The 24,839-nt window shown below is 70.8% G+C and carries 24 protein-coding genes and 3 pseudogenes; 10 read left to right on the top strand and 17 right to left on the bottom strand.

The annotated features are described in order from the left end of the window. Positions 1 to 45: 45 nt before the first annotated feature. Together ACODT5_RS38875 and ACODT5_RS38870 are read right to left on the bottom strand one after the other, a co-directional pair. On the bottom strand, positions 46 to 1,875 hold the full coding sequence (locus ACODT5_RS38875; protein WP_422523711.1) for an alkyl/aryl-sulfatase: 1,830 nt from the start codon (positions 1,873 to 1,875) through the stop codon (positions 46 to 48). Between the two features lie 115 nt (positions 1,876 to 1,990). Next, positions 1,991 to 2,851 (bottom strand): helix-turn-helix transcriptional regulator, encoded by an 861-nt coding sequence (locus ACODT5_RS38870; RefSeq protein WP_422525163.1) that lies wholly within the window; start codon positions 2,849 to 2,851, stop codon positions 1,991 to 1,993. Positions 2,852 to 3,069: 218 nt separating this feature from the next. Here ACODT5_RS38870 and ACODT5_RS38865 point away from each other — a divergent pair, with 218 nt between their 5' ends. Beyond that, positions 3,070 to 3,897, top strand: coding sequence for an alpha/beta fold hydrolase (locus ACODT5_RS38865; RefSeq protein ID WP_422523710.1), 828 nt, complete (start codon positions 3,070 to 3,072; stop codon positions 3,895 to 3,897). Between the two features lie 14 nt (positions 3,898 to 3,911). Here the strand turns inward: ACODT5_RS38865 and ACODT5_RS38860 are convergent, their stop codons facing one another. Then, on the bottom strand, positions 3,912 to 4,484 hold the full coding sequence (locus ACODT5_RS38860; protein WP_422523709.1) for a GNAT family N-acetyltransferase: 573 nt from the start codon (positions 4,482 to 4,484) through the stop codon (positions 3,912 to 3,914). A gap of 12 nt (positions 4,485 to 4,496) precedes the next feature. Further along, positions 4,497 to 5,123, bottom strand: a complete 627-nt coding sequence (locus tag ACODT5_RS38855; protein ID WP_422523708.1) for a TetR/AcrR family transcriptional regulator — start codon at positions 5,121 to 5,123, stop codon at positions 4,497 to 4,499. Positions 5,124 to 5,378: 255 nt separating this feature from the next. Between ACODT5_RS38855 and ACODT5_RS38850 the strand changes: the two genes are divergently transcribed. Further along, complete coding sequence (locus tag ACODT5_RS38850; RefSeq protein WP_422525162.1) at positions 5,379 to 6,365, top strand: GlxA family transcriptional regulator; 987 nt, start codon at positions 5,379 to 5,381, stop codon at positions 6,363 to 6,365. Between the two features lie 14 nt (positions 6,366 to 6,379). Here ACODT5_RS38850 and ACODT5_RS38845 read toward each other — a convergent pair whose 3' ends face one another. Further along, the gene (locus ACODT5_RS38845; RefSeq protein WP_422523707.1) at positions 6,380 to 7,321 is read right to left on the bottom strand and encodes an alpha/beta fold hydrolase; all 942 of its coding nucleotides are present in this window, start codon (positions 7,319 to 7,321) and stop codon (positions 6,380 to 6,382) included. Positions 7,322 to 7,463: 142 nt separating this feature from the next. On the opposite strand from ACODT5_RS38845, the gene ACODT5_RS38840 reads away from it, so the two are divergent. Beyond that, positions 7,464 to 8,114 (top strand): TetR/AcrR family transcriptional regulator, encoded by a 651-nt coding sequence (locus tag ACODT5_RS38840; RefSeq protein ID WP_422523706.1) that lies wholly within the window; start codon positions 7,464 to 7,466, stop codon positions 8,112 to 8,114. On the opposite strand, the gene ACODT5_RS38835 is transcribed toward ACODT5_RS38840, so the two are convergent. The 5 genes from ACODT5_RS38835 to ACODT5_RS38815 form a co-directional block, all read right to left on the bottom strand. Beyond that, the gene (locus tag ACODT5_RS38835) at positions 8,056 to 9,570 is read right to left on the bottom strand and encodes an alpha/beta hydrolase (RefSeq protein ID WP_422523705.1); all 1,515 of its coding nucleotides are present in this window, start codon (positions 9,568 to 9,570) and stop codon (positions 8,056 to 8,058) included. The two genes, ACODT5_RS38840 and ACODT5_RS38835, sit on opposite strands and share 59 nt — an antisense overlap. A 74-nt stretch (positions 9,571 to 9,644) precedes the next feature. After that, positions 9,645 to 10,007 (bottom strand): hypothetical protein, encoded by a 363-nt coding sequence (locus ACODT5_RS38830; RefSeq protein ID WP_422523704.1) that lies wholly within the window; start codon positions 10,005 to 10,007, stop codon positions 9,645 to 9,647. Between the two features lie 40 nt (positions 10,008 to 10,047). Continuing rightward, positions 10,048 to 10,797: a CbtA family protein gene (locus ACODT5_RS38825; protein ID WP_422523703.1), complete on the bottom strand. Its 750-nt coding sequence runs from the start codon at positions 10,795 to 10,797 to the stop codon at positions 10,048 to 10,050. A gap of 30 nt (positions 10,798 to 10,827) precedes the next feature. Next, positions 10,828 to 11,046 (bottom strand): CbtB domain-containing protein, encoded by a 219-nt coding sequence (locus tag ACODT5_RS38820; RefSeq protein ID WP_422523702.1) that lies wholly within the window; start codon positions 11,044 to 11,046, stop codon positions 10,828 to 10,830. A gap of 362 nt (positions 11,047 to 11,408) precedes the next feature. Then, on the bottom strand, positions 11,409 to 12,707 hold the full coding sequence (locus ACODT5_RS38815; protein WP_422523701.1) for a phytase: 1,299 nt from the start codon (positions 12,705 to 12,707) through the stop codon (positions 11,409 to 11,411). A gap of 121 nt (positions 12,708 to 12,828) precedes the next feature. Here ACODT5_RS38815 and ACODT5_RS38810 point away from each other — a divergent pair, with 121 nt between their 5' ends. Next, complete coding sequence (locus tag ACODT5_RS38810) at positions 12,829 to 13,296, top strand: histidine phosphatase family protein (RefSeq protein WP_422523700.1); 468 nt, start codon at positions 12,829 to 12,831, stop codon at positions 13,294 to 13,296. Positions 13,297 to 13,388: 92 nt separating this feature from the next. Here ACODT5_RS38810 and pucL read toward each other — a convergent pair whose 3' ends face one another. The 4 genes and pseudogenes from pucL to ACODT5_RS38790 form a co-directional block, all read right to left on the bottom strand. Next, positions 13,389 to 14,306 carry a factor-independent urate hydroxylase gene (pucL, locus tag ACODT5_RS38805; protein ID WP_422523699.1) on the bottom strand — a complete coding sequence of 306 codons (918 nt, stop codon included), beginning with the start codon at positions 14,304 to 14,306 and terminating at the stop codon, positions 13,389 to 13,391. A gap of 255 nt (positions 14,307 to 14,561) precedes the next feature. After that, positions 14,562 to 15,941 carry an aspartate aminotransferase family protein gene (locus ACODT5_RS38800; RefSeq protein ID WP_422523698.1) on the bottom strand — a complete coding sequence of 460 codons (1,380 nt, stop codon included), beginning with the start codon at positions 15,939 to 15,941 and terminating at the stop codon, positions 14,562 to 14,564. Between the two features lie 133 nt (positions 15,942 to 16,074). Beyond that, positions 16,075 to 16,659: pseudogene (locus ACODT5_RS38795) on the bottom strand (SDR family NAD(P)-dependent oxidoreductase); the annotation flags it as partial. Positions 16,660 to 16,691: 32 nt separating this feature from the next. Further along, the gene (locus ACODT5_RS38790) at positions 16,692 to 17,972 is read right to left on the bottom strand and encodes an RNA-guided endonuclease InsQ/TnpB family protein (protein WP_422523697.1); all 1,281 of its coding nucleotides are present in this window, start codon (positions 17,970 to 17,972) and stop codon (positions 16,692 to 16,694) included. Between the two features lie 83 nt (positions 17,973 to 18,055). On the opposite strand from ACODT5_RS38790, the pseudogene ACODT5_RS38785 reads away from it, so the two are divergent. Then, a pseudogene (locus ACODT5_RS38785) lies at positions 18,056 to 18,167 on the top strand (IS200/IS605 family transposase); the annotation flags it as partial. Between the two features lie 122 nt (positions 18,168 to 18,289). Here ACODT5_RS38785 and ACODT5_RS38780 read toward each other — a convergent pair. Then, positions 18,290 to 18,454 (bottom strand): annotated as a pseudogene (locus ACODT5_RS38780) (SDR family NAD(P)-dependent oxidoreductase); the annotation flags it as partial. A 220-nt stretch (positions 18,455 to 18,674) separates the two neighbouring features. On the opposite strand from ACODT5_RS38780, the gene ACODT5_RS38775 reads away from it, so the two are divergent. The 5 genes from ACODT5_RS38775 to kdpC are packed head-to-tail and all read left to right on the top strand — an operon-like array spanning position 18,675 to position 23,390. Next, the gene (locus tag ACODT5_RS38775) at positions 18,675 to 18,854 is read left to right on the top strand and encodes a hypothetical protein (protein WP_389688847.1); all 180 of its coding nucleotides are present in this window, start codon (positions 18,675 to 18,677) and stop codon (positions 18,852 to 18,854) included. Further along, positions 18,851 to 18,940: a K(+)-transporting ATPase subunit F gene (kdpF, locus tag ACODT5_RS38770; RefSeq protein ID WP_215024204.1), complete on the top strand. Its 90-nt coding sequence runs from the start codon at positions 18,851 to 18,853 to the stop codon at positions 18,938 to 18,940. The genes ACODT5_RS38775 and kdpF overlap by 4 nt, the downstream gene beginning before the upstream one ends. A gap of 5 nt (positions 18,941 to 18,945) precedes the next feature. Then, positions 18,946 to 20,625, top strand: coding sequence for a potassium-transporting ATPase subunit KdpA (gene kdpA / locus ACODT5_RS38765; protein ID WP_422523696.1), 1,680 nt, complete (start codon positions 18,946 to 18,948; stop codon positions 20,623 to 20,625). After that, positions 20,622 to 22,721 (top strand): potassium-transporting ATPase subunit KdpB, encoded by a 2,100-nt coding sequence (kdpB, locus tag ACODT5_RS38760; RefSeq protein ID WP_422523695.1) that lies wholly within the window; start codon positions 20,622 to 20,624, stop codon positions 22,719 to 22,721. Before kdpA ends, kdpB begins: the two co-directional genes overlap by 4 nt. Before the next feature lie 36 nt (positions 22,722 to 22,757). Further along, complete coding sequence (kdpC, locus tag ACODT5_RS38755; RefSeq protein ID WP_422523694.1) at positions 22,758 to 23,390, top strand: potassium-transporting ATPase subunit KdpC; 633 nt, start codon at positions 22,758 to 22,760, stop codon at positions 23,388 to 23,390. A gap of 107 nt (positions 23,391 to 23,497) precedes the next feature. Here kdpC and ACODT5_RS38750 read toward each other — a convergent pair whose 3' ends face one another. Both ACODT5_RS38750 and ACODT5_RS38745 read right to left on the bottom strand, forming a co-directional pair. Beyond that, on the bottom strand, positions 23,498 to 24,187 hold the full coding sequence (locus ACODT5_RS38750; protein ID WP_422523693.1) for a hypothetical protein: 690 nt from the start codon (positions 24,185 to 24,187) through the stop codon (positions 23,498 to 23,500). A 2-nt stretch (positions 24,188 to 24,189) separates the two neighbouring features. Beyond that, positions 24,190 to 24,705, bottom strand: coding sequence for an RNA polymerase sigma factor (locus tag ACODT5_RS38745; protein ID WP_422523692.1), 516 nt, complete (start codon positions 24,703 to 24,705; stop codon positions 24,190 to 24,192). Positions 24,706 to 24,839: the final 134 nt, after the last annotated feature.

Here is a 24,839-nt window from a genome sequence, read left to right as displayed (position 1 = left end):
ATCCGCCGGGGCCTCAGGGCCTCAGGGCCTCAGGGCCTCAGCACTTCAGGGCGTGACGATCGGGAACGCCGGGTCGGGCTTCGTCACGTAGGAGAACAGGCGGCTGAGGAGGGCCGGGGACCCGCTGGTGGAGATCGTGTCCGGGGCCTGGCCCGCCAGGACGGCCAGCAGTTGGGGCTTGGTGAGCGTGAGGGTCAGGCCCGCCGGGGTGCGGGGATCGATGACCGTGCGGTGGGTGAGGGCGCCGTTGTGCAGGGTGAGGCGGTGGCGGCGGTCCTCGTCGGTGAGGACGAGGTCGATGGTGAGGTCCTCGTCCCAGGCCCGGGGGCCGTCGATGCGGACCGCGATCGAGTCGAGGAGCATGTCGGTGGTCAGCGCCATCGCCATCTCGGGGTTGGCGGTGTCGAGCAGGGCCGCGTTCTCGCCCTGGCGCAGCTCCATGGCGGAGGTGAGGTAGAAGTTCCGCCAGGTGCCGTTCTCCGCGCCCTGGCCGAGCCGGTCGTAGACGGCCGCGAGGTCCTCCTTGGCGTCCGCACGGCCGGGCTCGGCGAAGATCAGGTGGTTCAGGAGGGTGGCCGCGAAGCGGAGGTCGCCGGAGTCGGCGTAGGCGCGGGCCTTCGTCAGGGTCTCCTCGGGGCCGCCCATGGAATCGACGTAGCGCTTGGCGATCTCGACGGGCGGGTGTTCCCACAGGGTCGCGGCGTTGCCGTTGAACCAGCCGAGGTAACGCTGGTAGATCGCCTTGACGTTGTGCGAGAGGGAGCCGTAATAGCCGCGCGCGTGCCAGGAGTTCTCCAGGGCGGGCGGCAGCTGCAGCTCCTCGGCGATCTCGGGTCCCGTGAGGCCGTCGTTGAGCAGGCGCAGGGTCTGGTCGTGCATGTACGCGTACAGGTCGCGCTGGGCGGAGAGGAACGCGACGACGTTCTCCCGGCCCCAGGTGGGCCAGTGGTGGGAGGCGAAGGCCACGTCGTAGCCGTCGCCGAAGTACTCGATCGCCTCGTCGAGGTAGCGCGACCAGATGCGGGAGTCGCGCACGACGGCGCCGCGCAGGGTCAGGATGTTGTGCATGTTGTGCGTGGCGTTCTCCGCCAGGCACAGCGCCCGCCTGTCCGGGAAGAGGAAGTTCATCTCGGCCGGCGCCTCGGTGCCGGGGGTGAGCTGGAAGACGATCCGTACGCCGTCGACCGTCTCCTCCTGCCCAGTGGAGGTGATGTCCACGGTGGGCGGGATGAGGGTGATGGTGCCGGTGGAGGTGGTCATGCCCAGGCCGGCGCCGATCTGGCCGTCGGGGGCCTTGGGCAGCCGGTCCCCGTACATGAAGACGGCGCGGCGGGTCATGGCGTTACCGGCGTACACGTTCTCGCTGACCGCGTGCTCCAGGAAGCCCTCGGGGGCGAGGATCGGCACGCCCTCCTCCGCGCCGCGCGGGAGCACGCCGCGGGCGCCGGCGAAGTGGTCGCCGTGCGAGTGCGTGTAGATCATGCCGGTGACCGGGCGGTCGCCCCGGTGCTCGCGGTACAGCGCGAGCGCGGCGGCGGCGGTCTCGGCGGAGATGAGCGGGTCGATGACGACGACCCCGCGGTCGCCCTCGACGAGGGTCATGTTCGAGAGGTCGAGGCCCCGCACCTGGTAGATGCCTTCGGCGACCTCGTAGAGGCCCTGTTTGGAGCTGAGCTGCGCCTGCCGCCACAGGCTGGGGTTCGCGGTGGCGGGGCAGTCGGCCTTCAGGAAGCCGTATGCGTCGTTGTCCCATACGGTGCGGCCTTCGGCGCCCTTGACCACGGCGGGCACGAGTGCGCCGATGAATCCGCGGTCGGCGTTCTCGAAGTCGGTCACGTCGTCAAACGGGAGGGCTTCGAAGGGGAGGTTGGCCATCTGTCGCTCCATTCAGCGGGGGTCGACGCCGGGCATCGCCCCATCTGAACATCGGAGCCGGTTGGGTGCACTTTGGGATGGTTTGGGGAAGGGGATGGTTTAGGAGGACGGCGCCTCAGCCGGGCTGCGCGAACTGTTCGGTACCGACCACCCGGAGGAGGTTCAGGCGTTCCGCCGCGTCGGTGCCGGGCGGGGGCGTCAGGAGCAGGAGGCGCTGGTCGCCCTCCGGGGCGAGGAGCACCTGGCAGTCGAGGTCGACGGGGCCGACGACCGGGTGGATCACCCGCATGCGGCTGTGGCGGCGGACGGCGACCTCGTGCAGTTCCCACAGGGCGGTGAACTCCTCGCTGGCCGCACGCAGGCGCTCCACCAGACGGGTGGCGGCCGGGTCCGAGGAGCGCCGGCCGACGGCCGCCCGCAGGTCCGCCACGTGGAGCCGGCTGTACTGCTCGTGTTCCCCGGCCGGGTACGCGTCCCGCGCGGACGGGTCGGCGAACCAGCGCCAGACGACGTTGCGGCCATGTTCGGAGACCGTGCACACGCCGCCCAGGAGGTTGCGGGCCATCTCGTTCTGGGCCAGTACGTCGCCCAGGTCGCTGAGGACCTGCGCCGGGGTTCCGGGCAACGCCTCGAGCAGGTGCAGCAGGCCCGCGCCGACCTGGTCGCCGGCGACCCGCGCGGCGGGCGGGCGGTGTCCGGCGAGCAGGTGGAGGTGGCCCTGCGCATCGTCGCCGAGGCGCAGGGCGCGGGCGAGGGCGGACAGGATCTGCGGCGAGGGCTGCGGGCCGCGGGCCTGCTCCAGCCGGATGTAGTAGTCGGCCGACATGCCCGCGAGCTGGGCGACTTCCTCGCGCCGCAGCCCGGGCGTACGCCGCCGGGGCCCGACGGTGAGGCCCGCATCCTCGGGGCGCACCCGCTCGCGCGATCGGCGGAGGAAGTCGGCGAGCTCACGGCGGTCGATCGTCATGTGGATCATCATGCCGGCCCCCTCCGGAGCGGCCCGGCCCGCGGCAGTTCCGCGCCCGCGCATCCAGCAGGTCGGCGCCCGCGCATCCAGCAGTTCCGCGCCCGCGTATCCAGGGATCGGCGGTCCCAGGTTCGAGGGGTCTCTCCCTCCCCCGGCCGCGCGGCGGCAGTGTGGGCGGAGCCGGAGGGGAGACGCCCCCGGCGCCCCGCACGCCAGGAGGAGCAGCCATGTCCACGACCCTCGCCCCCGCCATCGTGAGCGCCACCGTGCGCGTCGCCGACGCCGAGGTCTCCTACGAGCGCACCGGCACGGGCCCCGCGCTCGTCCTCGTCCACGGCACCGGCTCGGGCGGCTCCGCCGTGAACTGGGGGCAGACCCGGCCCCGTTTCACCGCCGACCACACGGTGATCACCCCCGACCTCTCCGGCAGCGACCGCACCACCGACGACGGGGGCCCGTTGACCGTGGAAGGGCTGGCCGCGCAGGTCATCGCCGTCATCGAGGACGCGGGCACCGGGCCGGTGGACCTGCTCGGCTTCTCCATGGGCGCGCCGGTGTCCGCCGCCGTCGCCGCACTGCGCCCCGATCTCGTGCGCCGGCTGATCCTGGTCTCCGGCTGGGCCCACACCGAGGGGGACGAGTACCTGCGCAACCTCTTCACCCTGTGGCAGCAGCTCGGCGCCTCGGACCCGGCCGCCTTCGGCCGCGCGGTCACCATGACCGGCTTCAGCCGGGGCTTCCTCAACGCGATGGGCCGCGAGCAGGTGGAGCTGTTCCTCATCCCGAACCTGCCGCCCACCCCCGGCACCCTGCGCCACGTCGACCTCGACACCCGCATCGACATCCGCGCCCTGCTGCCGCGCATCGAGGCCGAGACGCTCGTCATCGGCGCCACCCTGGACATCACCGTCCCGGTGGAGAACAGCCGCGCACTGCACGCCGCGATCGCGCACAGCACGTACGCCGAGATCGAGGCCGGGCACGTCGCCTTCTTCGAGAAGGAGGACGAATTCGTGGAGCTGGTCGGCCGGTTCACCCGCGGGGGCGGGGCGTAGCCGCAGGACCGCGGTCAGCGCAGGTCGAGCCGCATCAGGACCCGGGGATGACCGGCCAGCACCGAGGTGGTGTCGGCGGCGTGGGTGAAGCCGGCGCGTTCGAAGTTCTTGCGGATCCCGGCGTACGCCATCGTGAGGTCGACCCTGGCATCACCGTTGTCGAGCGGGTACGCCTCGATCGCCGGTGCGCCGTGGGACCGGGCGAAGTCGACGGCACCGGCGATGAGGGCGTGCGAGACCCCCTTCTTCCGGTGACCGGGGCGTACCCGGATGCACCACAGCGACCAGACCGGCAGGTCGTCCACGTACGGGATCTTCCGGCTGCGCGCGAAGGAGGTGTCCGAGCGCGGTGCCACGGCGGCCCAGCCGACCGGCTCGTCGCCGTCGTAGGCGAGCACTCCCGGCGGGGTCCCGGCCCCGCACAGTCCGGCGACGTGCTCACCGCGGGCCGGTCCGCGGAGCTCGTTGTTGAGCTTGGACGGGATCCGGTAGCTCAGGCACCAGCAGACGTTGGCATCGGGCGACTTCGGACCGATCAGGGTGCGGACGTCCTCGAAGACCGAAGCCGGGCGGATTTCGATGGCCATGGGGCCACGATGTCACGCCGGGGTCGCTCCCGTGAGGGTGTCGACCAAGGCCTGGGCGAGGACGGTCGCGGCGCCGATCCGCGTGTCCTCCCGCTCGTCGCCGGTGACCTTGCCGATCACCGCGTCCCGTACCGACCGGGAGATGTCCAGGGCCCCGTACAGCTCGGGGAAGGACAGCGCCATCAGGCACACGCCGACGTTGGCGGAGAGGATCGACTGTCCGGCCAGCGCCGGGGCGGTCCGCAGCCGGCCGGCGTCGCGGCACCGCTCCACGGCCGCCAGGAGCAGGGCCTGGGCCTCCCCGATCGCCTGCGGCTTGGCCGCTCCCGCCGGGGTGAACATCAGCCGGTAGAGGTGCGGGTTGCCGAGCGCGAACGCCACGTGGCTGTCCCAGGCCGTACGCAGGTCCGCCACCGGGTCGTCGGTCCGCGGATTGCGGCGCTTGTTGGCGAGGAACCGCTCGAAGCCGATGTCGGCCACCGCGGTGAGGAGCCCCTCCTTGTCGCCGAACTGGCGGTAGATCTCGGGCATGCCGACCTTGGCCCGGTCGCAGATGGCACGGGTGGAGATCGCCGGTGCGTCCTTGGTGGCGAGCAGCTCGGCGGTGGCTTCCAGGATGCGCTCTCGGGCCGTTGACATGGCGTCGATGGTAGCAGCGCTAACAGTGGTGACCTGGGGGTCGATGCGGCTCCATCAGGGCATCACAGAGTTTCGTAAGCACCGATTACGTGATGTGTTAGCGTTGCAAACATCATTCTGTGAGCGACGTCCGGAAGGACCCACGGAGGCGTCATGGAAACCACGGACACCGCAGACACCACGGACACCACGGACACCACAGACACCACGGAGACCTATGGACACCGGCTGGACCCGGACCCTAATTCCGCGCCCCTGGAGCCCGTCGCGCGGCTGATCGTGATCGTGCTCTTCGAGGGCGTAGACCTGCTGGACGTCACCGGGCCGCCCGAGGTGTTCTCCCTGGTTCCGCGGGAGACGGACGACGCGGCCGGCTACCGGGTGGTCCTGGCCGCCCGGACGCTCGACCCCGTCACCACCTCGGCCGGGGTGCGCATCCTGCCGGACCTGACCTTCGCCGAGGCGGCCGCGCGGAGCATCGACACGCTCCTGGTCCCCGGCGCCGTCGAGCTGGACGCCGAGCGCCGCGTCCGCGCCCTCACCGACCCCGAGGTGGTCGACCGGGTGCGGACGCTCGCCGCGCACGCGCGCCGGGTCGTGTCCGTCTGCGTGGGGGCGCACCTGCTGGCCGCGGCCGGACTGCTCGACGGCAAGCGGGCCACCACGCACTGGTCCACCGCGGAGCAGCTCGCCGCCGACCACCCGGAGGTCGAGGTGGACGCCGACCCGGTCTTCATCCGGCAGGGCGAGGTGTGGACCGGCGCCGGCATCAGCGCCTGCCTGGACCTCTCGCTCGCCCTGGTGGCCGAGGACTTCGGCGAGGGCGTCGCCCTGCGCGTGGCCCGGCAGCTGGTGATGTACCTGAAGCGGCCGAGCGGGCAGAGCCAGTTCAGCGTGCCCCTGGAGCCCGTCTCCGCGACGCGGCGCGGCGAGGACCTGCGGCACTTCGTCCGGCGGCGCCTGGGCGGCCGGCTCAGCCTGGCCGACATCGCCGCGTACGCGCACGTCAGCGAGCGGCAGTTGGCCCGGATCTTCAAGTCCGAGCTGGGCATGACCCCGGCCGCCTACATCGAGTCGGCCCGCGTGGAGCTGGCGCGGGGCCGGCTCGAGGCCACCGATGCCACGCTCGAACGCATCGCCTCCACCTGCGGGTTCGGCACCGCCGACACCCTCGTACGGGCGTTCCGCCGCACGCTCGGCACCACGCCGACGGAGTACCGGCTCCGCTTCCGGACCGGCTGAGCGGCCCGCCGGCGTTACGCGGCCCCGCGCGCGGCCGGGTCGAGGGAGTCGACGTCCTCGAAGAAGCTGAGCATCCGGGCGTTGACCAGCTCGGGGTGGTCGATCTGCGGGCCGTGCCCGGTCGCGGAGACGATCTCGGCGCGGGCTCCGGGGATCACCCGCGGCACCCGCTCCAGCTGGCGCTTCGGGTGCACGAGCAGGCTCCGCTTGCCCATGATCAGGTAGAACGGCGTGCGGATCGTGCCCAGTTCCGCGTCGGACAGCGGCAGCGGCGCGGGGCGCCGGATCCGGAAGGCGCGGACGCTCCTCTGGATCATCGTGCGCAGTTCGGGGTCGATCAGGACCGGCTGCTCCAGCCACTTGGCCAAGGCGGGGCGCATCGCCTTGGGAGCGTAGGTCGCGAAGAGACTGGCGAAGATCCACACGAAGAAGCGCAGGCCCACCTTCTCCAGGCCGCCCGGATCCAGGGCGGTGACCGAGGCGAGGCGGCCGGGGCGCAGGTGCACCTGGTTGATGACGAGCCAGCCGCCGTAGGAGGAGCCGACCAGGTGGACGTGGTCCAGGCCCAGCGCGTCGAGGGCCTCGTCCATCCACTGGGCCGCGCGCTCGGGCTGCCACATCACCTCGCGCTGGACGCTGCGGCCCGGGTCTCCGGGGGTGTCCAGGGCGTAGACGGGCCGGTCGGCGCTGAGGGCGACGGTGCTGGGGTACCACTGGGCCGAGCAGCCGCCCGAACCGTGGATCAGGACGATCGGCGTACGGGACTCCGCCGCCGGGTTCGCGGGGCCGTACCGGTAGACGTGCGTGGTCCCGAAGCTCGTCTCCACGTCCGTCTCGGAGCGGGCGGGCGCGCCCTTCGCGTAGAGGGCGTCGCACGCGGCGAAGTAGCGGTCGCGCAGCTCGTCGCTCACGTAGTGGCCGATGTCGCGGCGTACACGGGGCTTGTTGTCGGGCACGGGGGCACCTCCTGGAGGACCGGGAATCCGTTCTTCGTGATACGACCGTACCATGATGTTGATACGGCGGTACCATGAAAACGAGCCGCGGGCTCATCACCGACGAACATCCACGGGCACCGACGGGCGGAGACACCAGCACATGCCGAAACGCGTGGACCACGAGGAACGGCGCACCCAGATCGCCGAGGCACTCATCCGCGTCGCCGGACGGCGCGGACTGCACGCGGTCGGCATGCGCGACGTGGCGGCCGAGGCCGGGGTCTCCCTGCGCCTGGTCCAGTACTACTTCCAGACCAAGGAGAGGCTGCTCTTCTACGGGCTCCAGCACCTGACCGACCGCTTCACCGCCCGGGTCGGCACCCGCCTGGCCGCCGCCGGCCCCACTCCCGGCCCGCGCGCCACGATCGAGGCGCTGCTGCTGGCCTCCCTGCCGACCGACGAGGAGAGCCGCACCTTCCACCTCCTCTACAGCTCCTACTCGATCCTGTCCGTGACCGACGAGGCCCTCGCCGCCCAGCCCTTCATCGACAACCCCGACGCCGCCGAGAACGCGGTGGCCGGGCTGATCGGCCAGGCCCAGGAAGCGGGCCTGGCCGACCCGGAGGCCGACGCGCGCACGGAGGCGATCAGCCTGCTCGCCATGGCGGCGGCCATGGGCACCAGCATCCTGGTGGGGCAGCGGGGACCCGAGTCGGCCGTCGCGGTACTGCGTCACCACCTGGACCGGATCTTCAGGACGGGCAAACCGAGTCCCGGAGCGGACGCTCCCCCGTCGTCAGGTACGCGGTGACCGTGCGGTCGGAGCAGGCGCTGCCGTTGCCCAGGTAGACCCCGTGGCCGCCGTGGTCGACGGTGAGCAGCCGGGCGCGCGGGCCGAGGGCCTCGCGCATCTTCAGGGAGGCGGCGTACGGGGTCGCCGGGTCGCGGAGGTTCTGGACCATCAGGATGTTCGAGGGGCCCCGGTCGGTGATGCGGGTGGGGCGCTCGGCGGGGGCGTCCTTCCAGAAGGCGCACGGGGTGACGTTCGCGGGCATCCCGGCGGTCAGGGGGTGCGCGGCCCGGTCGGCGGCCACCGCCCGCTCGTACCCGGAGACGTTCTTCGGCCAGGCCACGTCGTTGCAGATGACCCCGACCATCAGCGCGGCGTCCGAGTCGGGCAGCACCCCGGCGAGCTCCCTGGGCAGCTCCGGGACGGCCTTGGGATCCTGGGCCGCGCGGACCAGGCGGGCGAAGGCGGGGAACTGGGCGTCGCCGTAGAGGGCGAGCTGCATGGCCTGGCGCAGCATCGTGCCGGTCAGCGGCAGCCTGGGCACGTCGGAGGGCTTGGGGGAACGGTCCAGCTCGGCGGCCAGCGCCAGGAACAACGGGCGTACGTCGTCCGGGTGTTCGGCGAGCCGCAGCCCCTCCCCCGCCCGCGCCGGGTCCGCCGCCCAGGCCGCGAAGTCGGGGAAGCGGTCGTCGGCGCCCTGCGCCATGTTCGCGAGCCAGCCCCGCGCGACCCGCTTCGGGTCGGGGTCCCCGCTGCTGTCCAGCACCAGGCGGTCGGTGCGTCCCGGGAACTTCTGCGCGTACACCGCCGTCACGTAGGTCCCGTAGGAGACGGCCCAGACCGACAGCTTCCGCTCGCCGAGGGCCTCCCGGAAGCGGTCCATGTCGCGCGCCTGGTTGGCGGTGGTGAAACTGCGCAGCACGGCCCCGCCGTTCGCGGCGCAGGCCTCGGCCACCCGGCGGGAGCGCTCGGCGTTCTCCGCGATCCCCCCGTCGGCGCCGGGCCAGGAGCGCAGGGTCGTCAGGCGCCGGTCGGCCGGGTCCAGGCCGCACGCGGCGGTGACGCTGCGGCCGACCCCGCGCGGGTCGAGCGCGACGATGTCGTACGCGCCGGCCAACTGCCCCGCCAGCGCGGCCCCCTTCTGCGAGAGCCGCTGCACGCCCGAGCCACCCGGCCCGCCGGGGACCACGACCAGCGTCCCGCGCCGGGCGGCGGGGCGGGTGCTGGGCAGCCGGGACACGGCGAGGTCGACCTGCGGGCCGGCGGGGTCGGCGTAGTCGAGGGGGACGGACAGCTTCGCGCACTGCTGGCCGTCGAGGTGGCCGGTGTGGGTGCACGCCGCCCAGGCGAGGGCCGGCGCGGCGGCGCGGCTGGTGGTGGCAGCGGTGGCGGTGGCGCCGGCGGTGCCGGTCAGCGTGGCCGCCACGGCGGTGGCGGCCAGGGCGACGAGTGCGGTCTTGCCGCGGTAAGTGGTCATGAAACGAGGATGGTTGAGCGGCTGCCGCCCTCACATCCGGCAGCCGGGACAACCGTCCGGGGGCTAGCCCCCGGTCAGACCACCACGACCGTGACCGCCGCCGCACCCATGAGCACGGCGGCGGAGTGGATGGCCGCGTGGCCGTAGTCACCCGACCAGAGGTGACGGGCCAGACCGCCGATGGCGGTCAGGCCCGCGATGATGCCGATCTGCGCGAGCAGAGTGACGGCGGTGAAGGGAGTCAGCAGCAGGATCACCGAGTTGAGCCAGAACGGGGCCGCGCCCGTCCAGCCCCGCCACTCCCGCACGTCGCGCCACTGCTGCCTGTTCGGCAGGTGCGGCAGATGCGACCGGTGCAGCAGGTGCGGCCGGTGCAGCGCCTCCCGGCGGCCTTTGGGTCTTCGGTGGTCCCCGAGCTCTCGGGTCGCCGTCGTCACCGCGCCGTCACCAGCCTCTCAGTCACTTGCACGCAAGACGTCAACTCGCAGGCTGTACAGCCTCCTTGGGAGTCCGGGCGGGGGCAAGGGCCCGTTCGGCAAGAAATCCGAAAGCCAGGCCGAAAGTGGTCCACATCGCGGCCTGAATGGCGAGCGAGGCGAGCCGGAACTGCCAGACGAGCGCTGCCGGGAAGCCTTCCGGGACCTCGTTGATGCCGGGCAGGAACGCGTAGGCGATGCCGACGGCCACCACGAAGGCGAGCGAGGCGGCGACCGAGGCGTTCCAGTTGCCCAGGCGCGGCGCGAGGCGCCGGCCCAGGATCAGCGCGGCCGCCGCGAGCAGCAGGCCGAGCGCGAGCATCAGGACGTAGAGGGTGGTCCGCTGGGCCGAGGTCTCGGGGTCCCCGACGGCCGGCGGGTTGGCGGGGTACTTGAAGAACGGCACCAGGGTGACGGTGACGAACAGACCGCCGGAGACGAACAGCGCCGTGGCCCGGGGGCCGAAGCGGCCGATCCGGCCCAGGGCGTAGCAGTAGACGAGCGCGGCGATGCCGCCGAGCGCGATCCCGTAGAGCAGTGTTCCGGTGCCCAGTCCGGCCGTGGCCTGGAGGGCCCGGCTGACCGGGGCGGCCTCGCCGCCGTGGTCGTGGGATCCGGCTTCCTCGATGGCGATCGCCGCGTCGACCTGGGATTCACCGAGGAAGTACGCGACGAGGAACGCGGCGACTCCGGCCAGCAGGCCGGCGAGCATGCCCCTGACGAGGAGCGCGCGGGGGGAAATGGGGTTCATGGAGTTTTCGGTCCCTTGCGGATCGGTGGATCAGTGGCAGGGGAAGCCGAGGAGGTGGCGACCGTCGTGCATCCACTCGTGGATGGTGTCGCCTTCGAAGATCGCGGTGGCGCCCTGCTCGGCGCCGACGAGGTAGAGCAGGACCAGCATCAGAACGCCCACGAACAGCGCCCAAGGGGCCAGGGTGGTGAGGGAGATGGGTGCGACGGCCAGGGGGGTGGCAGTCGTGGGCACGGCAGAGTCGGCCATGGCAGGAGCCTCCAGAGGGAACACGCGTCCCGGTCAGTGGTGCTTGCGACGACGGTGGCGGGTCTGACTTTCCTCCCCCTCCGGGAGGATTCACAGTGGCGCGACCGTGCCGGATTTTCAACCGGACTTCCGTCATACCGTCGTCTTGTCGTCCGCCACCGTACCGCTCTTTATGGCGGCCTTACAGGGTCGTCTCAGGAGGGCTCCGCCTCACCGTCGCCCTGCCGCCAACTCACCGTCGTCCCGCCCCCGCCCCCGCCTCCCGTCGTCCCGCCGTCGTCCCGCCGGTCGACGGCATCGGCCGATGCCGTCGGTCGATGGCATCGGCAGATGGCGCCAATCGACGGGGTCAGCCGATGGGGTCAGCCGATGGCGTCGACCACCTCGCCGAGGTCGACGAACTTGAAGCCGGTCGCCTCGCGGTCGCCGTCACCGGGGGTCTCCCGGCCGTCCTGGACGACGAGCAGGCCGCGGGGGTAGCGCGTGCCGAGGGGGGCGTTGAGGGCCGCGGCGCCGTCGCAGACCTCGGAGCCGTCGAGGGCGGCGGAGGCCGCGGTGATGCGGAAGGCGCCCTCGAACTCGTTGCGGTCCTCGCGCTCGCGGTCGTAGGCGACGAAGGTGTCGTCACCCTGGCTGGAGGCGAGCAGGTAGCCGTCGCCACCGGCTTCGGTGACCAGGGTCAGGCCCTCGACGTCGGCCTTCAGGCGCTTGCCGCCGTAGCCGGGATCGGCGCCGGGCGCGCACTCCTCGGTCCCCTCGTCGTAGGTGCCGGGGACGCCGTACTCGCGCACCTTGTCGATCAGCTTCGGCGTGCCGGTGAGGCCCGCGTCGATGCGCCAGATGCCGACGTCCTCCTGCCCCGCGTACAGGGTGCCGTCCGCGGGGTCGACGACCATGCCCTCGACCTGCGCCAGCTCGCCCGGCTCGGCGCAGGGCGTCCAGGCGGCGCCGTTCGGCAGGCGGAAGGAGGACGGCAGGTCGAGCGTGCGCACCTGGCGGTAGCCGACCGTGCCGGCGGGGGTGGCGACCAGCTCGAGCAGGGCGATCCGGGTGCGGTTGCGCTGACTGACCACCGCGTAGGACCGGCCGGACTTCCGGTCCGTCCAGGTGGCCAGGCCGTACGCGGACTTCTGCTCGTTGATCTCGGCCTGGTCGGCGGAGAAGACCGGGCGCGCCGCCGGGTCGGTGACGTCGGTGAGCGGACCGCCGGGGCGGTTGCGGTCGATCCGGTAGATCCGCAGGCGGTCGTTGCCCCGGTCGCTGACCACCGCGACGTCGGCGCGAGCGCCGCCCAGACGCAGGCCGTTGACCAGGTCGACGTTGTTGAAACGGCCGGGAGCGTCGTCGGCGCCCGGTCCGGCCGGGGCGGCGATCGACTGCACCTGGCGCGCCTCCAGGTCGTAAACGCGCAGGCCGCCCTGCTTGGCCGTCGCGATCACCAGGCTGCGGCCCGGGTCGGCGGCGTTGCGCCAGATCGCCGGGTCGTCCGCGTTGGCGTCGCCGCCGGCCTCGTCGTCGTACAGCGGCGCGGTCTCGGCCTTGGGTCGGATGCTGCCGATCGAGGAGGCTTGAGCCGGGAGCGCGACGGACGCGGCGAGTGCGGTGCAGAGCACGAGTACGGAGGCGCGGGCGGAGGCGCGGACGGCCGAACGTATGGTCAATGTTCTTCCTTCATAAGGGTTTTGCCCTGAGAGAAAGACGCTCGCCCGAGCGATTGTCATGTCCGCGCCGGAGAGATGGCCGATGGTTGAACGCGGTGCGAAACCCCGGGACAATCGGCCGGTGCACCCCACCACCGTACGAGTCCGCCTCGTGACACCCCCGCTGGACGAGGCCGGGCGCCTGCACCGCTTCCCGTACGGGGATCCGTGCCCGGGGCACGAGGGGCTGCGCGGCCAGGACCACGGCGCCTGGGCCGGGCGGGCCATGGACGAAGTGGCCGGGGAGGACCCCGAGGGGCTGCGGCGGTGGATGACCGACACCGCGTACGCGCCGCCGGGCGGCGGGGAGTCCGTGGAGGCGCTGATCGCGCGGGTCGGCGCACACCTGGGCGCGCTGGCGCCGGGGACGCACCGGGCGGTCGTCGGGCAGGGCGTCGTACGGGCGGCCGTGGTGTGCGCCCTGGAGCTGCCCGCGGCGGCCTTCTGGCGGCTCGACGTACGCCCGGAGTCGGTGACGACCCTGACGGGGCGCTCCGGACGCTGGAACCTGCTCGTGGGACAGCCGCAGGAGCGACCTGAGCAGTCCTAGGACGCGGAACGACCCGATCAGCCCTAGGACGCGGAACGGCCCGGACCCCGCGACGCGGTCCGGGCCGAACTACCTGCGGAGCGGAGCGGGCGCTACGCCACGATCCAGTCGCTCGTCGCGATCACCGGCTGCACGCCGTCGCGGTGCACGGTGCCCTCGATGAGGCCGTACATGCGGTCGGCCGCGAAGTAGACCTCGTTGTCGTTCTTGAGGCCGAAGGGCTCCAGGTCGACGAGGAAGTGGTGCTTGTTGGGGAGGTTGAGGCGCACCTCGTTGACCTTGGGGCAGTTGTCGAGCACGCGCTCGGCCATCTGGTTCAGGGTCTGCTGCAGGGAGTACGAGTAGGTCTCCGCGAAGGCTTCCAGCATGTTCTTGCGGACCTTCTTGTACGACTGGTCCCAGTCGTACTCGGCGTCGTCGGCGGCGAGCGCCGAGTGCGCCCAGCGCGCGGTGACCTTGGTCGCCAGGATGCGGTCGTACGCCTCCTGCAGCGTCGTGTACTTGTCCTTGATGAAGCCGTGGAACTCGGAGTTGGTCGAGTTCATCACGGTCAGGTCCTTCAGACCCGAGATCACCTGGAGACCGGTGGTCTCGCTGTACGTGATCTGCGCGGTGCGCACCTCGGTGCCCTTGAGGGCGAACGAGTGCTGCTCCTTGCGCGTCGGGACCGGGATCCGCTCCCAGGCGTACTCCTCGACGCGGATCTGCGCCTCGCGGATGGGCTGCTGGGAGGAGACGAAGTGCTTGGCGAGCAGGATGCCGAAGGCCTCGGGGGAGGCGACGCCGTGCTCCTTGGAGAAGGCGTACACCGTGTTCTTGGTGGTGTCCGTGGGCAGGCAGTTGGCGTTGTCACCGGTGAGGTGGACGTCGCGGAACTCGCCGCGCAGCGCGACGGAGACGTTGAGGTCGCGGATCTCGTGCCAGGAACCGTCGCTGCCCTTGCGGGTGACCTTGACGATGCGGTTCTCGGCCTTGCCGTACTGGTTCTGGGCGAGGATGTGCTTGCTCATGCGCTGTCTTCCTTCGGGTACTCGGGAACACGGAGTCCGGTCGTCTGGATCCCGTACGCCCGGCGTCCGGCGGACGCGCAGCCCGCCCCCCGCCGTTCGGTCACGCCGATTCCCCGCGTGGACCGCCCCGGGACTGACGTGCATCCCGGTCCGTAGGTGCCTGTTGATTCCAGCACGTCTCCATGCTGTTCGTAAGGGAGCGAATCCTCCGAGAACAGGCACCCACGGCTTGGGCAACCGTACGATCTGCGCAGGTCAGACCGTGTGCGCGTCGGCCACCGTCAGGGCCTCGTCGATGATCCGCAGGCCCTTGTCCACATCCTCGGCGGACACGTTGCAGGGCGGCGCGACGTGGATGCGGTTCCCGGCGAGCAGCGGCCACAGGCCGGCCTTCTTCAGGGCCGCCCCGAACTCGGCCATCGGCGCGTTGTCGGCGCCGGCGGCGTTGTACGGGACCAGCGGCTCGCGCGTCTCCTTGTTCCGTACGAGTTCCAGGGCCCAGAACGTGCCCAGACCCCGGACCTCCCCGACGGACGGGTGGCGTTCGGCGATGGCGGCGAGGCCCGGCCCGAGCAGCTCCGCGCCGGTGCGGGCGGACTGCTCGACGATGCCCTCCTCCTCCATGACGTTGATCGTCGCGACGGCGGCGGCGCAGGCCAGCACGTGCCCGGAGTACGTCAGCCCGCCCGGGTAGGGCCGGCGGGCGAAGGTCTCCGCGATGGCGGCCGAGATGGCGACCCCGCCGAGGGGGACGTATCCGCTGGTCACGCCCTTGGCGAAGCAGATCAGGTCGGGGGTCACATCCCAGTGCTCGGAGGCGAACCACTTACCCGTGCGGCCGAAGCCGACCATGATCTCGTCGAGGATGAAGACGATGCCGAAGCGGTCGCAGAGCGCGCGGACACCGGCCAGGTAGCCGTCGGGGTGCACGAGCACGCCGGGGGCGCCACCGACGGTCTCCAGGATGATCGCGGCGATGGACTGCGGGCCCTCGAAGACGATGGTGTCCTCCAGGTGGCGCAGCGCGCGCTCGCACTCCTCGGCGGGGTCGGCCGCGTAGAAGGGCGAGCGGTAGGCGAAGGGGCCCCAGAAGTGCACGACGCCGGCGGTGGCGGTGTCGTTGCCGAAGCGGCGCGCGTCCCCGGTGAGGTTGATCGCGGTGGAGGTGGCGCCGTGGTACGAGCGGTACGCGGAGAGCACCTTGGGCCGGCCGGTGTGCACCCGGGCCATGCGGACGGCGTTCTCGACGGCCTCGGCGCCCGCGTTGGTGAAGAAGATCTTGTCGAGGTCGCCCGGGGTGCGCTCGGCGATCAGCCGGGCGGCCTCGGAGCGCACGTCGACGGCGAAGCCGGGCGCGACGGTGCAGAGCTTGCCGGCCTGCTCGGCGATGGCCGCGGCCACCTTCGGGTGCTGGTAGCCGATGTTCGTGTAGACGAGGGCGCTGGAGAAGTCGAGGAAGCGGTTGCCGTCGTAGTCCCAGAAGTAGGAACCCTCGGCACCGGCCACGGCGAGCGGGTCGATGAGCTCTTGGGCCGACCATGAGTGGAAGACGTGACTGCGGTCGTCGGCCTTCACGGTGGCCTTTGCGGAGGTTGCCTGAGTGGCGGCGTCGCGTGCGTCGGCTTCTGCGTTCATATTCCGAGGGTAGTTGTCCACGATGTGGAATCCGGTGGGGATGGCCGGGAGCCGCGGGGGCGGGTCGGGGCAGGCCCGGGCGGGTGCGCCGGCGGTGCGTCGGCGGGTGCGTCAGGTGTGCCTCAGCGGTGCGTCAGACGACGTGCCGGCCGCCGTCGACGGTGAGCACGTCGCCGGTCGTGTAGGCGGCGTCGACCAGGTAGAGCGCGGCCTCGGCCACGTCCTCCGGAGTGCCCACGCGGCGCAGCGGGGTGTTCTCCGTGATCCACTCCCGCGAGCTCTCCCACACCTGGTCCTCGCCCTCGTACCAGGGGGTGTCGATCAGGCCGGGCGCGATCGCGTTCACCCGGACGGCGGGTCCGAGCTGGGAGGCCAGCAACCGGGTCATGTGGTTGACCGCGGCCTTGCTGACGGCGTAGGGGATGGAGCTGCCGAGCGCGCGGGTCGCGGAGACCGAGGAGATGTTGATGATCGAGCCCGCGCCGGATTCGCGCAGATGGGGGGTGGCGGCGGTGATCATCTGCCAGGTGCCGACGACGTTGACCTCGAAGATCTCGCGCCAGGCGTCGGCGTCGGCCGCGTCCAGGTCGCCCAGCGGGATGAACCGGGTGACGCCCGCGTTGTTGACCAGGATGTCGAGCCGTCCGTACGCGTCGATCGCCGCCTTGACGATCCGCCGCGCGTCGTCGGCGTCCGCGACGTCGCCCCGGACGTGAAGTGCTCTCCCGGCTGAGGCCGGGAGATTCCTGCTTACCTCGCGGCAGCGGGCTTGACGCGCTTGGCGCGCCTGACGACTGCCCTTCCGGCAGCCGGGATGAGCGCGAGGCCCATCCGGTACAGGTGTAAGACGTTGCGGGCCGCGTTGTGGTCGGCGTTGCCCGACCAGCCGCAGTCCGGGTTCTTGCACACGAACACGGCCTGGGACTCCCTACTGCCGGGCGTAGTGCGGCCGCAGACGGAGCAGCGCCGGGAGGTGCCAGGGGCGGGAACCTTGACCAAGGTGCCGCCGTACCGGGCAGTCTTATACGCCAGCATGGCGACCGTCCGACCCCATGCCTCCCCGCTGATGGAGCGGTTCAGCCCGGATTTCTGGGCGACGTTCTTCCCCGGCGCCTCGATGGTTCCCTTGGCGGACTTGACCATGTTCGTGATGGTGAGTGCTTCGACCACGACCGTGCCGTAGGTGCGGGCGATGGTGGTGGTCGTCTGGTGCTGCCAGTCCAGGGCTCTGCGCTTGGCTTTCGCGCGGAGTCCTGCGATCTGGTCGTAGGTGCGGTGCAGCCGGCGGCTGGTGCGCTCGCCGGGCTTGCGGTGTGCCTTGCGCTGGGCGGCGCGCTGCTCCAGACGCAGGAGGTTCGCCTGCTCCTTGCTGGTCAGCCACTCGTCGTGTTCGTAAGTTGCGCCATCTGAGAGGGCGATGGGGACGGTGACGCCCACGTCGATGCCGATGTCCGGCCCCTGGTGGCGGTCGGGCTTGGCCTCCAGGGTCTGGATGCGGAAGGCGATGTGCCAGCCCAGCGCGTCCTTGACCAGACGGGCCCCGGTGATCCGGTTCTCCTCGTTGGCGTGCTTGCCAACGGGTATGTCTTTGGTCCACCGGAAACGGACCCGACCCACCTTGGAGATATTGGCCATGCCCCAGCGGCGATGCACTCGCGTGATGTTCAGGTCACGGCCCTGCGGAATGTCCACGGACATCACCGTGCGGAACCGGCCCTTGAAATTGGGGGCGTCGGCGTGGCCGTCCCAGCAGTTCTTCCATGCCTGGAAATACGTCTTGAGTACTGCTTGCGCTGCCTGGGCCGGAAGAACAGCAAGAAAGTCAATTTCCTCGCGGCCCTGCCGGATCGCAGCATCCGCATTCGCCAGAGTCCGCTTATCCTTCGGCATCATCTGCCACCAGGCGTGCAGACAGTTCCACACAGTGCGGGCCGCGTGCGCCTGACCGTCAGCCTTCAACACCTCGGCAGGCGACAGCGCGAGCCGGGCACGGTGCCCGAACTGCCGCTTGACCATGATGCCTTGACTCACGATCCGGAACATAACAGGGGTTTACGTCACCGCGCTGGAACCTTCATCCCGATGTCAGAACCAGTCGCCACGTTTTCTACAACCTGCACGTTCACTTGGTTTTCGTCACCAAGTACAGGCGGAAAGCGTTCGTTCAACGGGGAACAAGACCACGTGCACCTGCTCGTGCACTACCCACCGAAAGCCCAGCTCGCAAGAACCAGCAGCGCCCCCTCTGACCGTCACGACACAAGCGCAGAGCACTCCGGCGCGCCGCGCCTCCGGCCCAAGGATGGCCTTTCCCCCAGCCGGGAAGGGCGCAGCACTGGCCAAGATCAGAGGTAGATAGCGTCGGGCAGTTCGGCGGCGAGCGCCTTGCCCGCGCTCTCGCTGCGCGCCGAATTCAGGACCACGCGGATGCCGGCCGCGGCCAGCCTGCGGGCGATGCCGGCGCCGATGCCGGAGGAGGACCCGGTGATCAGGGCGACACGACTCTCGGACATGGCATTTCCTCCTGGCAGGGCCGGCTTTCCGCGTGCGGACGCCCGGAGCATAACGCGAATACCACATCCCGGAAAAGAATTTCCAATATACGGAATTCGATCTTCCGCCCTCAGGGTCGATACCGCCACACATCGTGCATATCCACACACATCCACTTACTCTGAGCGAACGCCACGTCCACCCGCGTTAGGGACCCGTCAAGGCCGCGCCAAGGGGCGTATGGGCCCCGTCAAGGAAGCCTGTGAGGACCCGAAAAGGCGTTCCACTCAGAGGTGTCCGAAAAACGCCCGCCCTCGAACCCTCCGGGAGCTCACGATGGCCGATCTGGCCTTCGTCGTCACCACGATCGCGGTCTTCGCGCTGGTCGTCCTCGTCGCCAAGGGGGTGGCCAAGCTTTGAACGCCGAAAACGTTGTCGGCCTGCTGGTCGCCGTCGCGCTGTTGGGTTACCTCGTCGTCGCCCTCGTCTTCCCGGAGAGGTTCTAGCGCCGATGAGTCCCGTCCTCGCCGGGGTGCTCCAGTTGCTCGCGCTCTTCGCGGCCCTGGCCCTCGCCTATCGCCCCCTGGGCGATTACATGGCCCGCGTCTACTCCTCGAAGAAGCACTACGCCCCCGAGAAGTGGATCTACAAGGCCGTCGGCGCCAACCCCAACGCCGAGATGCGCTGGCCGGCGTACCTGCGCTCGGTCCTCGCCTTCTCCGCGGTGAGCGTCCTCTTCCTCTACCTGCTCCAGCGCCTGCAGGGCCACCTGCCCGGCTCGCTCGGCTTCGTCTCCATCAAGCCGGACCAGGCCTTCAACACCGCCGCCTCCTTCGTGTCGAACACGAACTGGCAGTCGTACGCCGGTGAGCAGGCCATGGGCCCGCTCGTGCAGACCGGCGGCCTCGCGGTGCAGAACTTCCTCTCCGCCGCCGTGGGCATGGCCGTCGCGGTGGCCCTCGTACGGGGCTTCGCGCGCTCCCGCACCGGCGAGCTCGGCAACTTCTGGTCGGACCTGGTCCGCGGCACCGTCCGCATCCTGCTCCCGCTGTCGCTGGTCGCCGCGGTCGTGCTCGTGGCCTGCGGGGTCATCCAGAACTTCTCCGGCATCCACGAGGTCGGGCAGTTTGTAAATGGACACAGCCTGGGGACGAAGCAGCAGTGGAACGGCGGGGCGGTCGCCTCGCAGGAGGCCATCAAGGAGCTGGGCACCAACGGCGGCGGCTACTTCAACGCCAACTCCGCCCACCCCTTCGAGAACCCGACCCCCTTCTCGAACCTCTTCGAGATCTTCCTGATCCTCCTCATCCCCTTCTCCCTCACCCGCACCTTCGGGCGCATGATCGGCTCGGTCCGCCAGGGCTACGCGATCCTCGCCACGATGGTCACCATCTGGCTCGGTTTCACCGCCCTGATGATGTGGACGGAGTTCGGCCACCACGGCCCGGCGCTCCAGGCCGCGGGCGGTGCGATGGAGGGCAAGGAGGCCCGCTTCGGGATCGGCGCGTCCGCGATCTTCTCGGTCGCCACGACGCTGACCTCGACCGGCGCGGTCAACTCCTTCCACTCCTCCTACACCGGCCTCGGCGGCGGGATCCAGCTGCTGGGCATGCAGCTCGGCGAGATCGCGCCCGGCGGCGTCGGCTCCGGGCTCTACGGCATGCTGATCATGGCGATCATCGCGGTGTTCATCGCCGGCCTGATGGTCGGCCGCACCCCCGAGTACCTGGGCAAGAAGATCGGCACCCGCCAGATCAAGTTCGCGGCCTGCTACATCCTCATCACCCCGGCCGTGGTGCTCGGCTTCACGGCCCTGGCGATGGCCCTGCCCACCCCCGGACACTCCATGTCCAACGGCGGCGCTCACGGATTCTCCGAGATCCTCTACGCCTACACCTCGGCCGGAAACAACAACGGCTCGGCCTTCGCGGGGCTGAACGCCAACACCCAGTGGTTCAACACGACCACCGGCCTGGCGATGCTCCTCGGCCGCTTCCTGCCGATGGTCTTCGTCCTGGCCCTGGCCGGCTCGCTCGCCGAACAGCAGCCGGTCCCGGCCACCGCGGGCACCCTGCGCACCGAGAAGCCGCTGTTCACCTTCCTGCTCGTCGGCACGATCATCATCGTCACGGGCCTCACCTACTTCCCGGCCCTGGCGCTGGGCCCGCTCGCCGAAGGGCTCGCCTCATGAGCACCGTCACCCCCACCCGCGCCCCGCACGGGGACCTGCCCAGCGGTCACAAGCCCGAGAAGGCCAAGATCGGCGGCGGCATCTTCGACCCGAAGCAGCTGCTCAAGTCCTTCCCGGACGCGGTGAAGAAGCTCGACCCCCGGGTGATGGTCAAGTCGCCGGTCATGTTCGTGGTGCTGATCGGTTCCGTACTGACCACCGCGCTGGCGATCTCCGACCCGGGCAACCTCTTCGGCTGGGCGATCACCGTCTGGCTGTGGCTGACCACCATCTTCGCCAACCTCGCCGAAGCGGTGGCCGAGGGCCGCGGGAAGGCCCAGGCCGACACCCTGCGCAAGGCCAAGACCGACACCGTCGCCCGCCGCCTGAACGGCGCCGTCGAGGAACAGGTCCCGGGCACGGACCTCCGTATCGGCGACCTCGTGGTCTGTGAGGCCGGGGACGTCATCCCCGGTGACGGCGACGTGGTCGAAGGCGTCGCGTCCGTGGACGAGTCCGCCATCACCGGCGAATCCGCCCCGGTCATCCGCGAGTCGGGCGGCGACCGCTCCGCCGTCACCGGCGGCACCAAGGTGCTGTCCGACCGGATCGTCATCAAGATCACGACGAAGCCCGGCGAGACCTTCATCGACCGCATGATCAACCTGGTCGAGGGCGCCTCCCGGCAGAAGACGCCGAACGAGATCGCGCTCAACATCCTCCTCGCGTCCCTCACCATCGTCTTCCTGCTCGCCGTCGTCACCCTCCAGCCGTTCGCGATGTACGCGCACGCCAAGCAGTCGATGATCGTGCTGACCGCGCTGCTGGTCTGCCTCATCCCGACCACCATCGGCGCCCTGCTCTCCGCCATCGGCATCGCGGGCATGGACCGCCTGGTCCAGCGCAACGTCCTGGCCATGTCGGGGCGCGCGGTGGAAGCCGCCGGCGACGTCTCGACCCTGCTCCTCGACAAGACCGGCACCATCACCCTCGGCAACCGCCAGGCCTCCGAGTTCGTCCCCGTCACCGGCGCCATCGCCGCCGAGCTGGCCGACGCCGCCCAGCTCTCCTCGCTGGCCGACGAGACCCCCGAGGGCCGCTCCATCGTGGTCCTCGCGAAGGAGAAGTACGGCCTGCGCGAACGCCACCAGGGCGAACTGGTGGGCGCCGAATGGATCCCCTTCACCGCGCAGACCCGCATGTCGGGCGTGGACGTGGACGGCCGCAAGGTCCGTAAGGGCGCCGCCAATTCGATCATCGCCTGGGTCGGCGAACAGGGCGGTACGGTCGCCCCCGACGCGGGAGCCAGGGTCGACGAGATCTCCGGCGCCGGCGGCACGCCGCTGCTGGTGGCCGTGGAGGACGAGAAGGGCGCGCGCGTCCTCGGCGTCATCCACCTCAAGGACGTGGTCAAGGAGGGCATGCGCGAACGCTTCGACGAGCTGCGGCGCATGGGCATCAAGACCATCATGATCACCGGCGACAACCCGCTGACCGCCAAGGCCATCGCCGAGGAGGCGGGCGTCGACGACTTCCTCGCCGAGGCCACCCCCGAGGACAAGATGGCCCTCATCAAGCGGGAGCAGGCCGGCGGCAAGCTCGTCGCGATGACGGGCGACGGTACGAACGACGCCCCGGCCCTCGCCCAGGCGGACGTCGGCGTCGCGATGAACACCGGCACCTCGGCCGCCAAGGAGGCCGGGAACATGGTGGACCTGGACTCCAACCCCACCAAACTCATCGAGATCGTGGAGATCGGCAAGCAGTTGCTGATCACCCGCGGCGCGCTGACCACCTTCTCCATCGCCAACGACGTCGCGAAGTACTTCGCGATCATCCCGGCCATGTTCGCGGCGGTCTACCCGGGCCTCGACAAGCTCAACGTCATGGGCCTGCACTCCCCCGACTCCGCGATCCTCTCCGCCGTCATCTTCAACGCGCTGGTGATCATCGCCCTGGTCCCGCTCGCCCTGAAGGGCGTCCAGTACCGGCCCACCAGCGCCGACAAGATGCTCCGCCGCAACCTCACGCTCTACGGACTCGGCGGCCTCGTCGCCCCGTTCATCGGCATCAAGCTCATCGACATGGTCGTCTCCCTCATCCCCGGCCTGCGCTGAACCAGGGCTCTGCTGACTTAGGAACGTAGTGACCTCATGAACAACTCCGTAGGCAACACCGCCCGCCTGCTCGGCGCCGGGCTGCGCGCCCTCCTCGTCCTCACCGTGCTGTGCGGGGTCCTCTACCCGCTCGCCATCACCGGCATCGCCCAGGCCGCCTTCGGCCGCCAGGCCAACGGCTCCGAGATCAAGGACGCGAGCGGCAAGGTCGTCGGCTCCTCCCTGATCGGCCAGTCGTACGGGGACGACCTGCGCTGGTTCCAGGGCCGCCCGGCGGCGGGACTCGGCAAGAACACCGTCAACACGCAGTACGAGCTGCTGGTCTCCGGCGCCACCAACAAGGCGGCGGACAGCCCGGACCTGCTGAAGTCGGTGCAGGAGGCCAAGGCCAAGGTCCTGCTCGACAACACCGTCCCGGGCTACGCCCCGCGGCTCGCCCAGATCCCGGCGGACGCGGTGACCTCCTCGGGCTCCGGCCTGGACCCGGACATCTCCCCGGCCTACGCGGAGCTCCAGACGGCCCGCGTCGCCCAGCGCAACGGGCTCCCGGTGGCGGAGGTCGCGAAGCTGGTGAAGGCCCACACCGAGGGCCGCACCCTCGGCTTCATGGGCGACCCGCGCGTCAACGTCCTGGAACTGAACACGGCCCTGCGGGACCTCAAGCGGTGAGGGCCTGAACGCACGGAAGGCTTCGGCACCGAAGCGCGCGGAGATGTCACCGAGGGCCACCGGCGGTACGGGCCCTCGGTGACACCGTCCACTTCGGCCGCGGTCTGTCAGCCGCGGCCTTCGCACGGTACGGACGCGGAGCCAGGCAAGGCCTCCTGCATCCACTGCCGGGCCGAAGCCGCGTCCTCCCCCGTGTACTGCTGCACGGGCTCGTCCCGGAACCGGGAGATGCTGACCAGCACGCGCGCGCCGACGGCCGGGACACCGCCGTCGCCATCACCCAGGGTGTAGCTCAGCGTCCGCTCGCCGCCCTGTGGTTTCAGGTACAGCTCCACATCCAGCACGACCCGCAGCCCGCCGTCCTCGGACGGCTCGACCTGCCTGACTGTGCCTTCGGCGATCACCCGGGCGCAGGACACGATGCCGGTCGTCGTGAGCTTCGCGGTGTGCCCCCCTCCCGCAGCACTCCTGGCGAGTCCCAGCCCGCCAAGCAAGGCCGCCGCCGCCGTCACTGCCGCCAGCCCGAGCATCAGCTTCCTCCGGGGGCGCTTTCCCGATGGGACGGCGACCTCACCCGTGCTCGATCCCGACTCCGCCGGCAGTGCCCCGCCATCAGCGATCCGAGCCAACTGCGTCCGCAGCAGGCTCACATCCGCGAGCGCCGCCTCGTAGCGTTCGACCGCGCCCGGGTCCTGCCGCAAACCGGCCGGCGCCGACGCACCCGTGATGGCCAGCATCAACGGATCATCGTCGGGGACGACCGCCTCGTCCGCTTCCGACGCCTCGTATTCGTTCACCGTCAGATCCCCTCGCTCTGATGGAGCTGCCGGCGCAGAGCGCCCACAGCCGTGTGCAGGCGGCTCTTGACCGTGCCCTCCGGGATGCCGAGATGAGCGGCGATCTGCCCCACCGAAAGATCCGCGTAGAAGCGCAGCGCCAGGAGCTGACGCTGGACCGGGGGCAGGCCTTCCAACCCCTCGCCCACCGCCGAAGTCAGCGGGTGCGCCTCCTCGCCGCCATGCCGGTCCACGGACCGCTGCGCGACGAGCCGTTCACTCAACTGCTGCTGCCTCCGGCGGGACCGGTGCCAGTCCACCGCCACGTGGGACGCGACGACCGCCGTCCACGCCCCCACGTCCCGGGGTGCCTCTCGGCCGCCGGCCTCACGCTCCAGCAGCCGCAGGCGCACCTGCTGCACGCCGTCCTCCAGGTCTGAGGGCGGAACACCCCCGAGCGTCAGGATCGCGCGGACTCTTCCCACCAGCCCCGCATCGAGCGGGTCTTCCTCCTTGAACCGGGCTCTCCACCGCAGCAATGCCCACCTCCCCTTCTGCGGTTCCTAGGACGGAGAACCATCGCAGAACGTTCGGGCTTCGCCCAGGTTCTTTCAGGCGGGCCGAGCGGTGACGGTGACCGGCTGGCTGTAGGCGTCGAGGGTGCCCGTGGTGG

It is taken from the genome of Streptomyces tatrensis (assembly GCF_049310065.1).
GTDB lineage: Bacteria > Actinomycetota > Actinomycetes > Streptomycetales > Streptomycetaceae > Streptomyces.
This window is presented reverse-complemented; position numbering and strand designations above follow the sequence as displayed.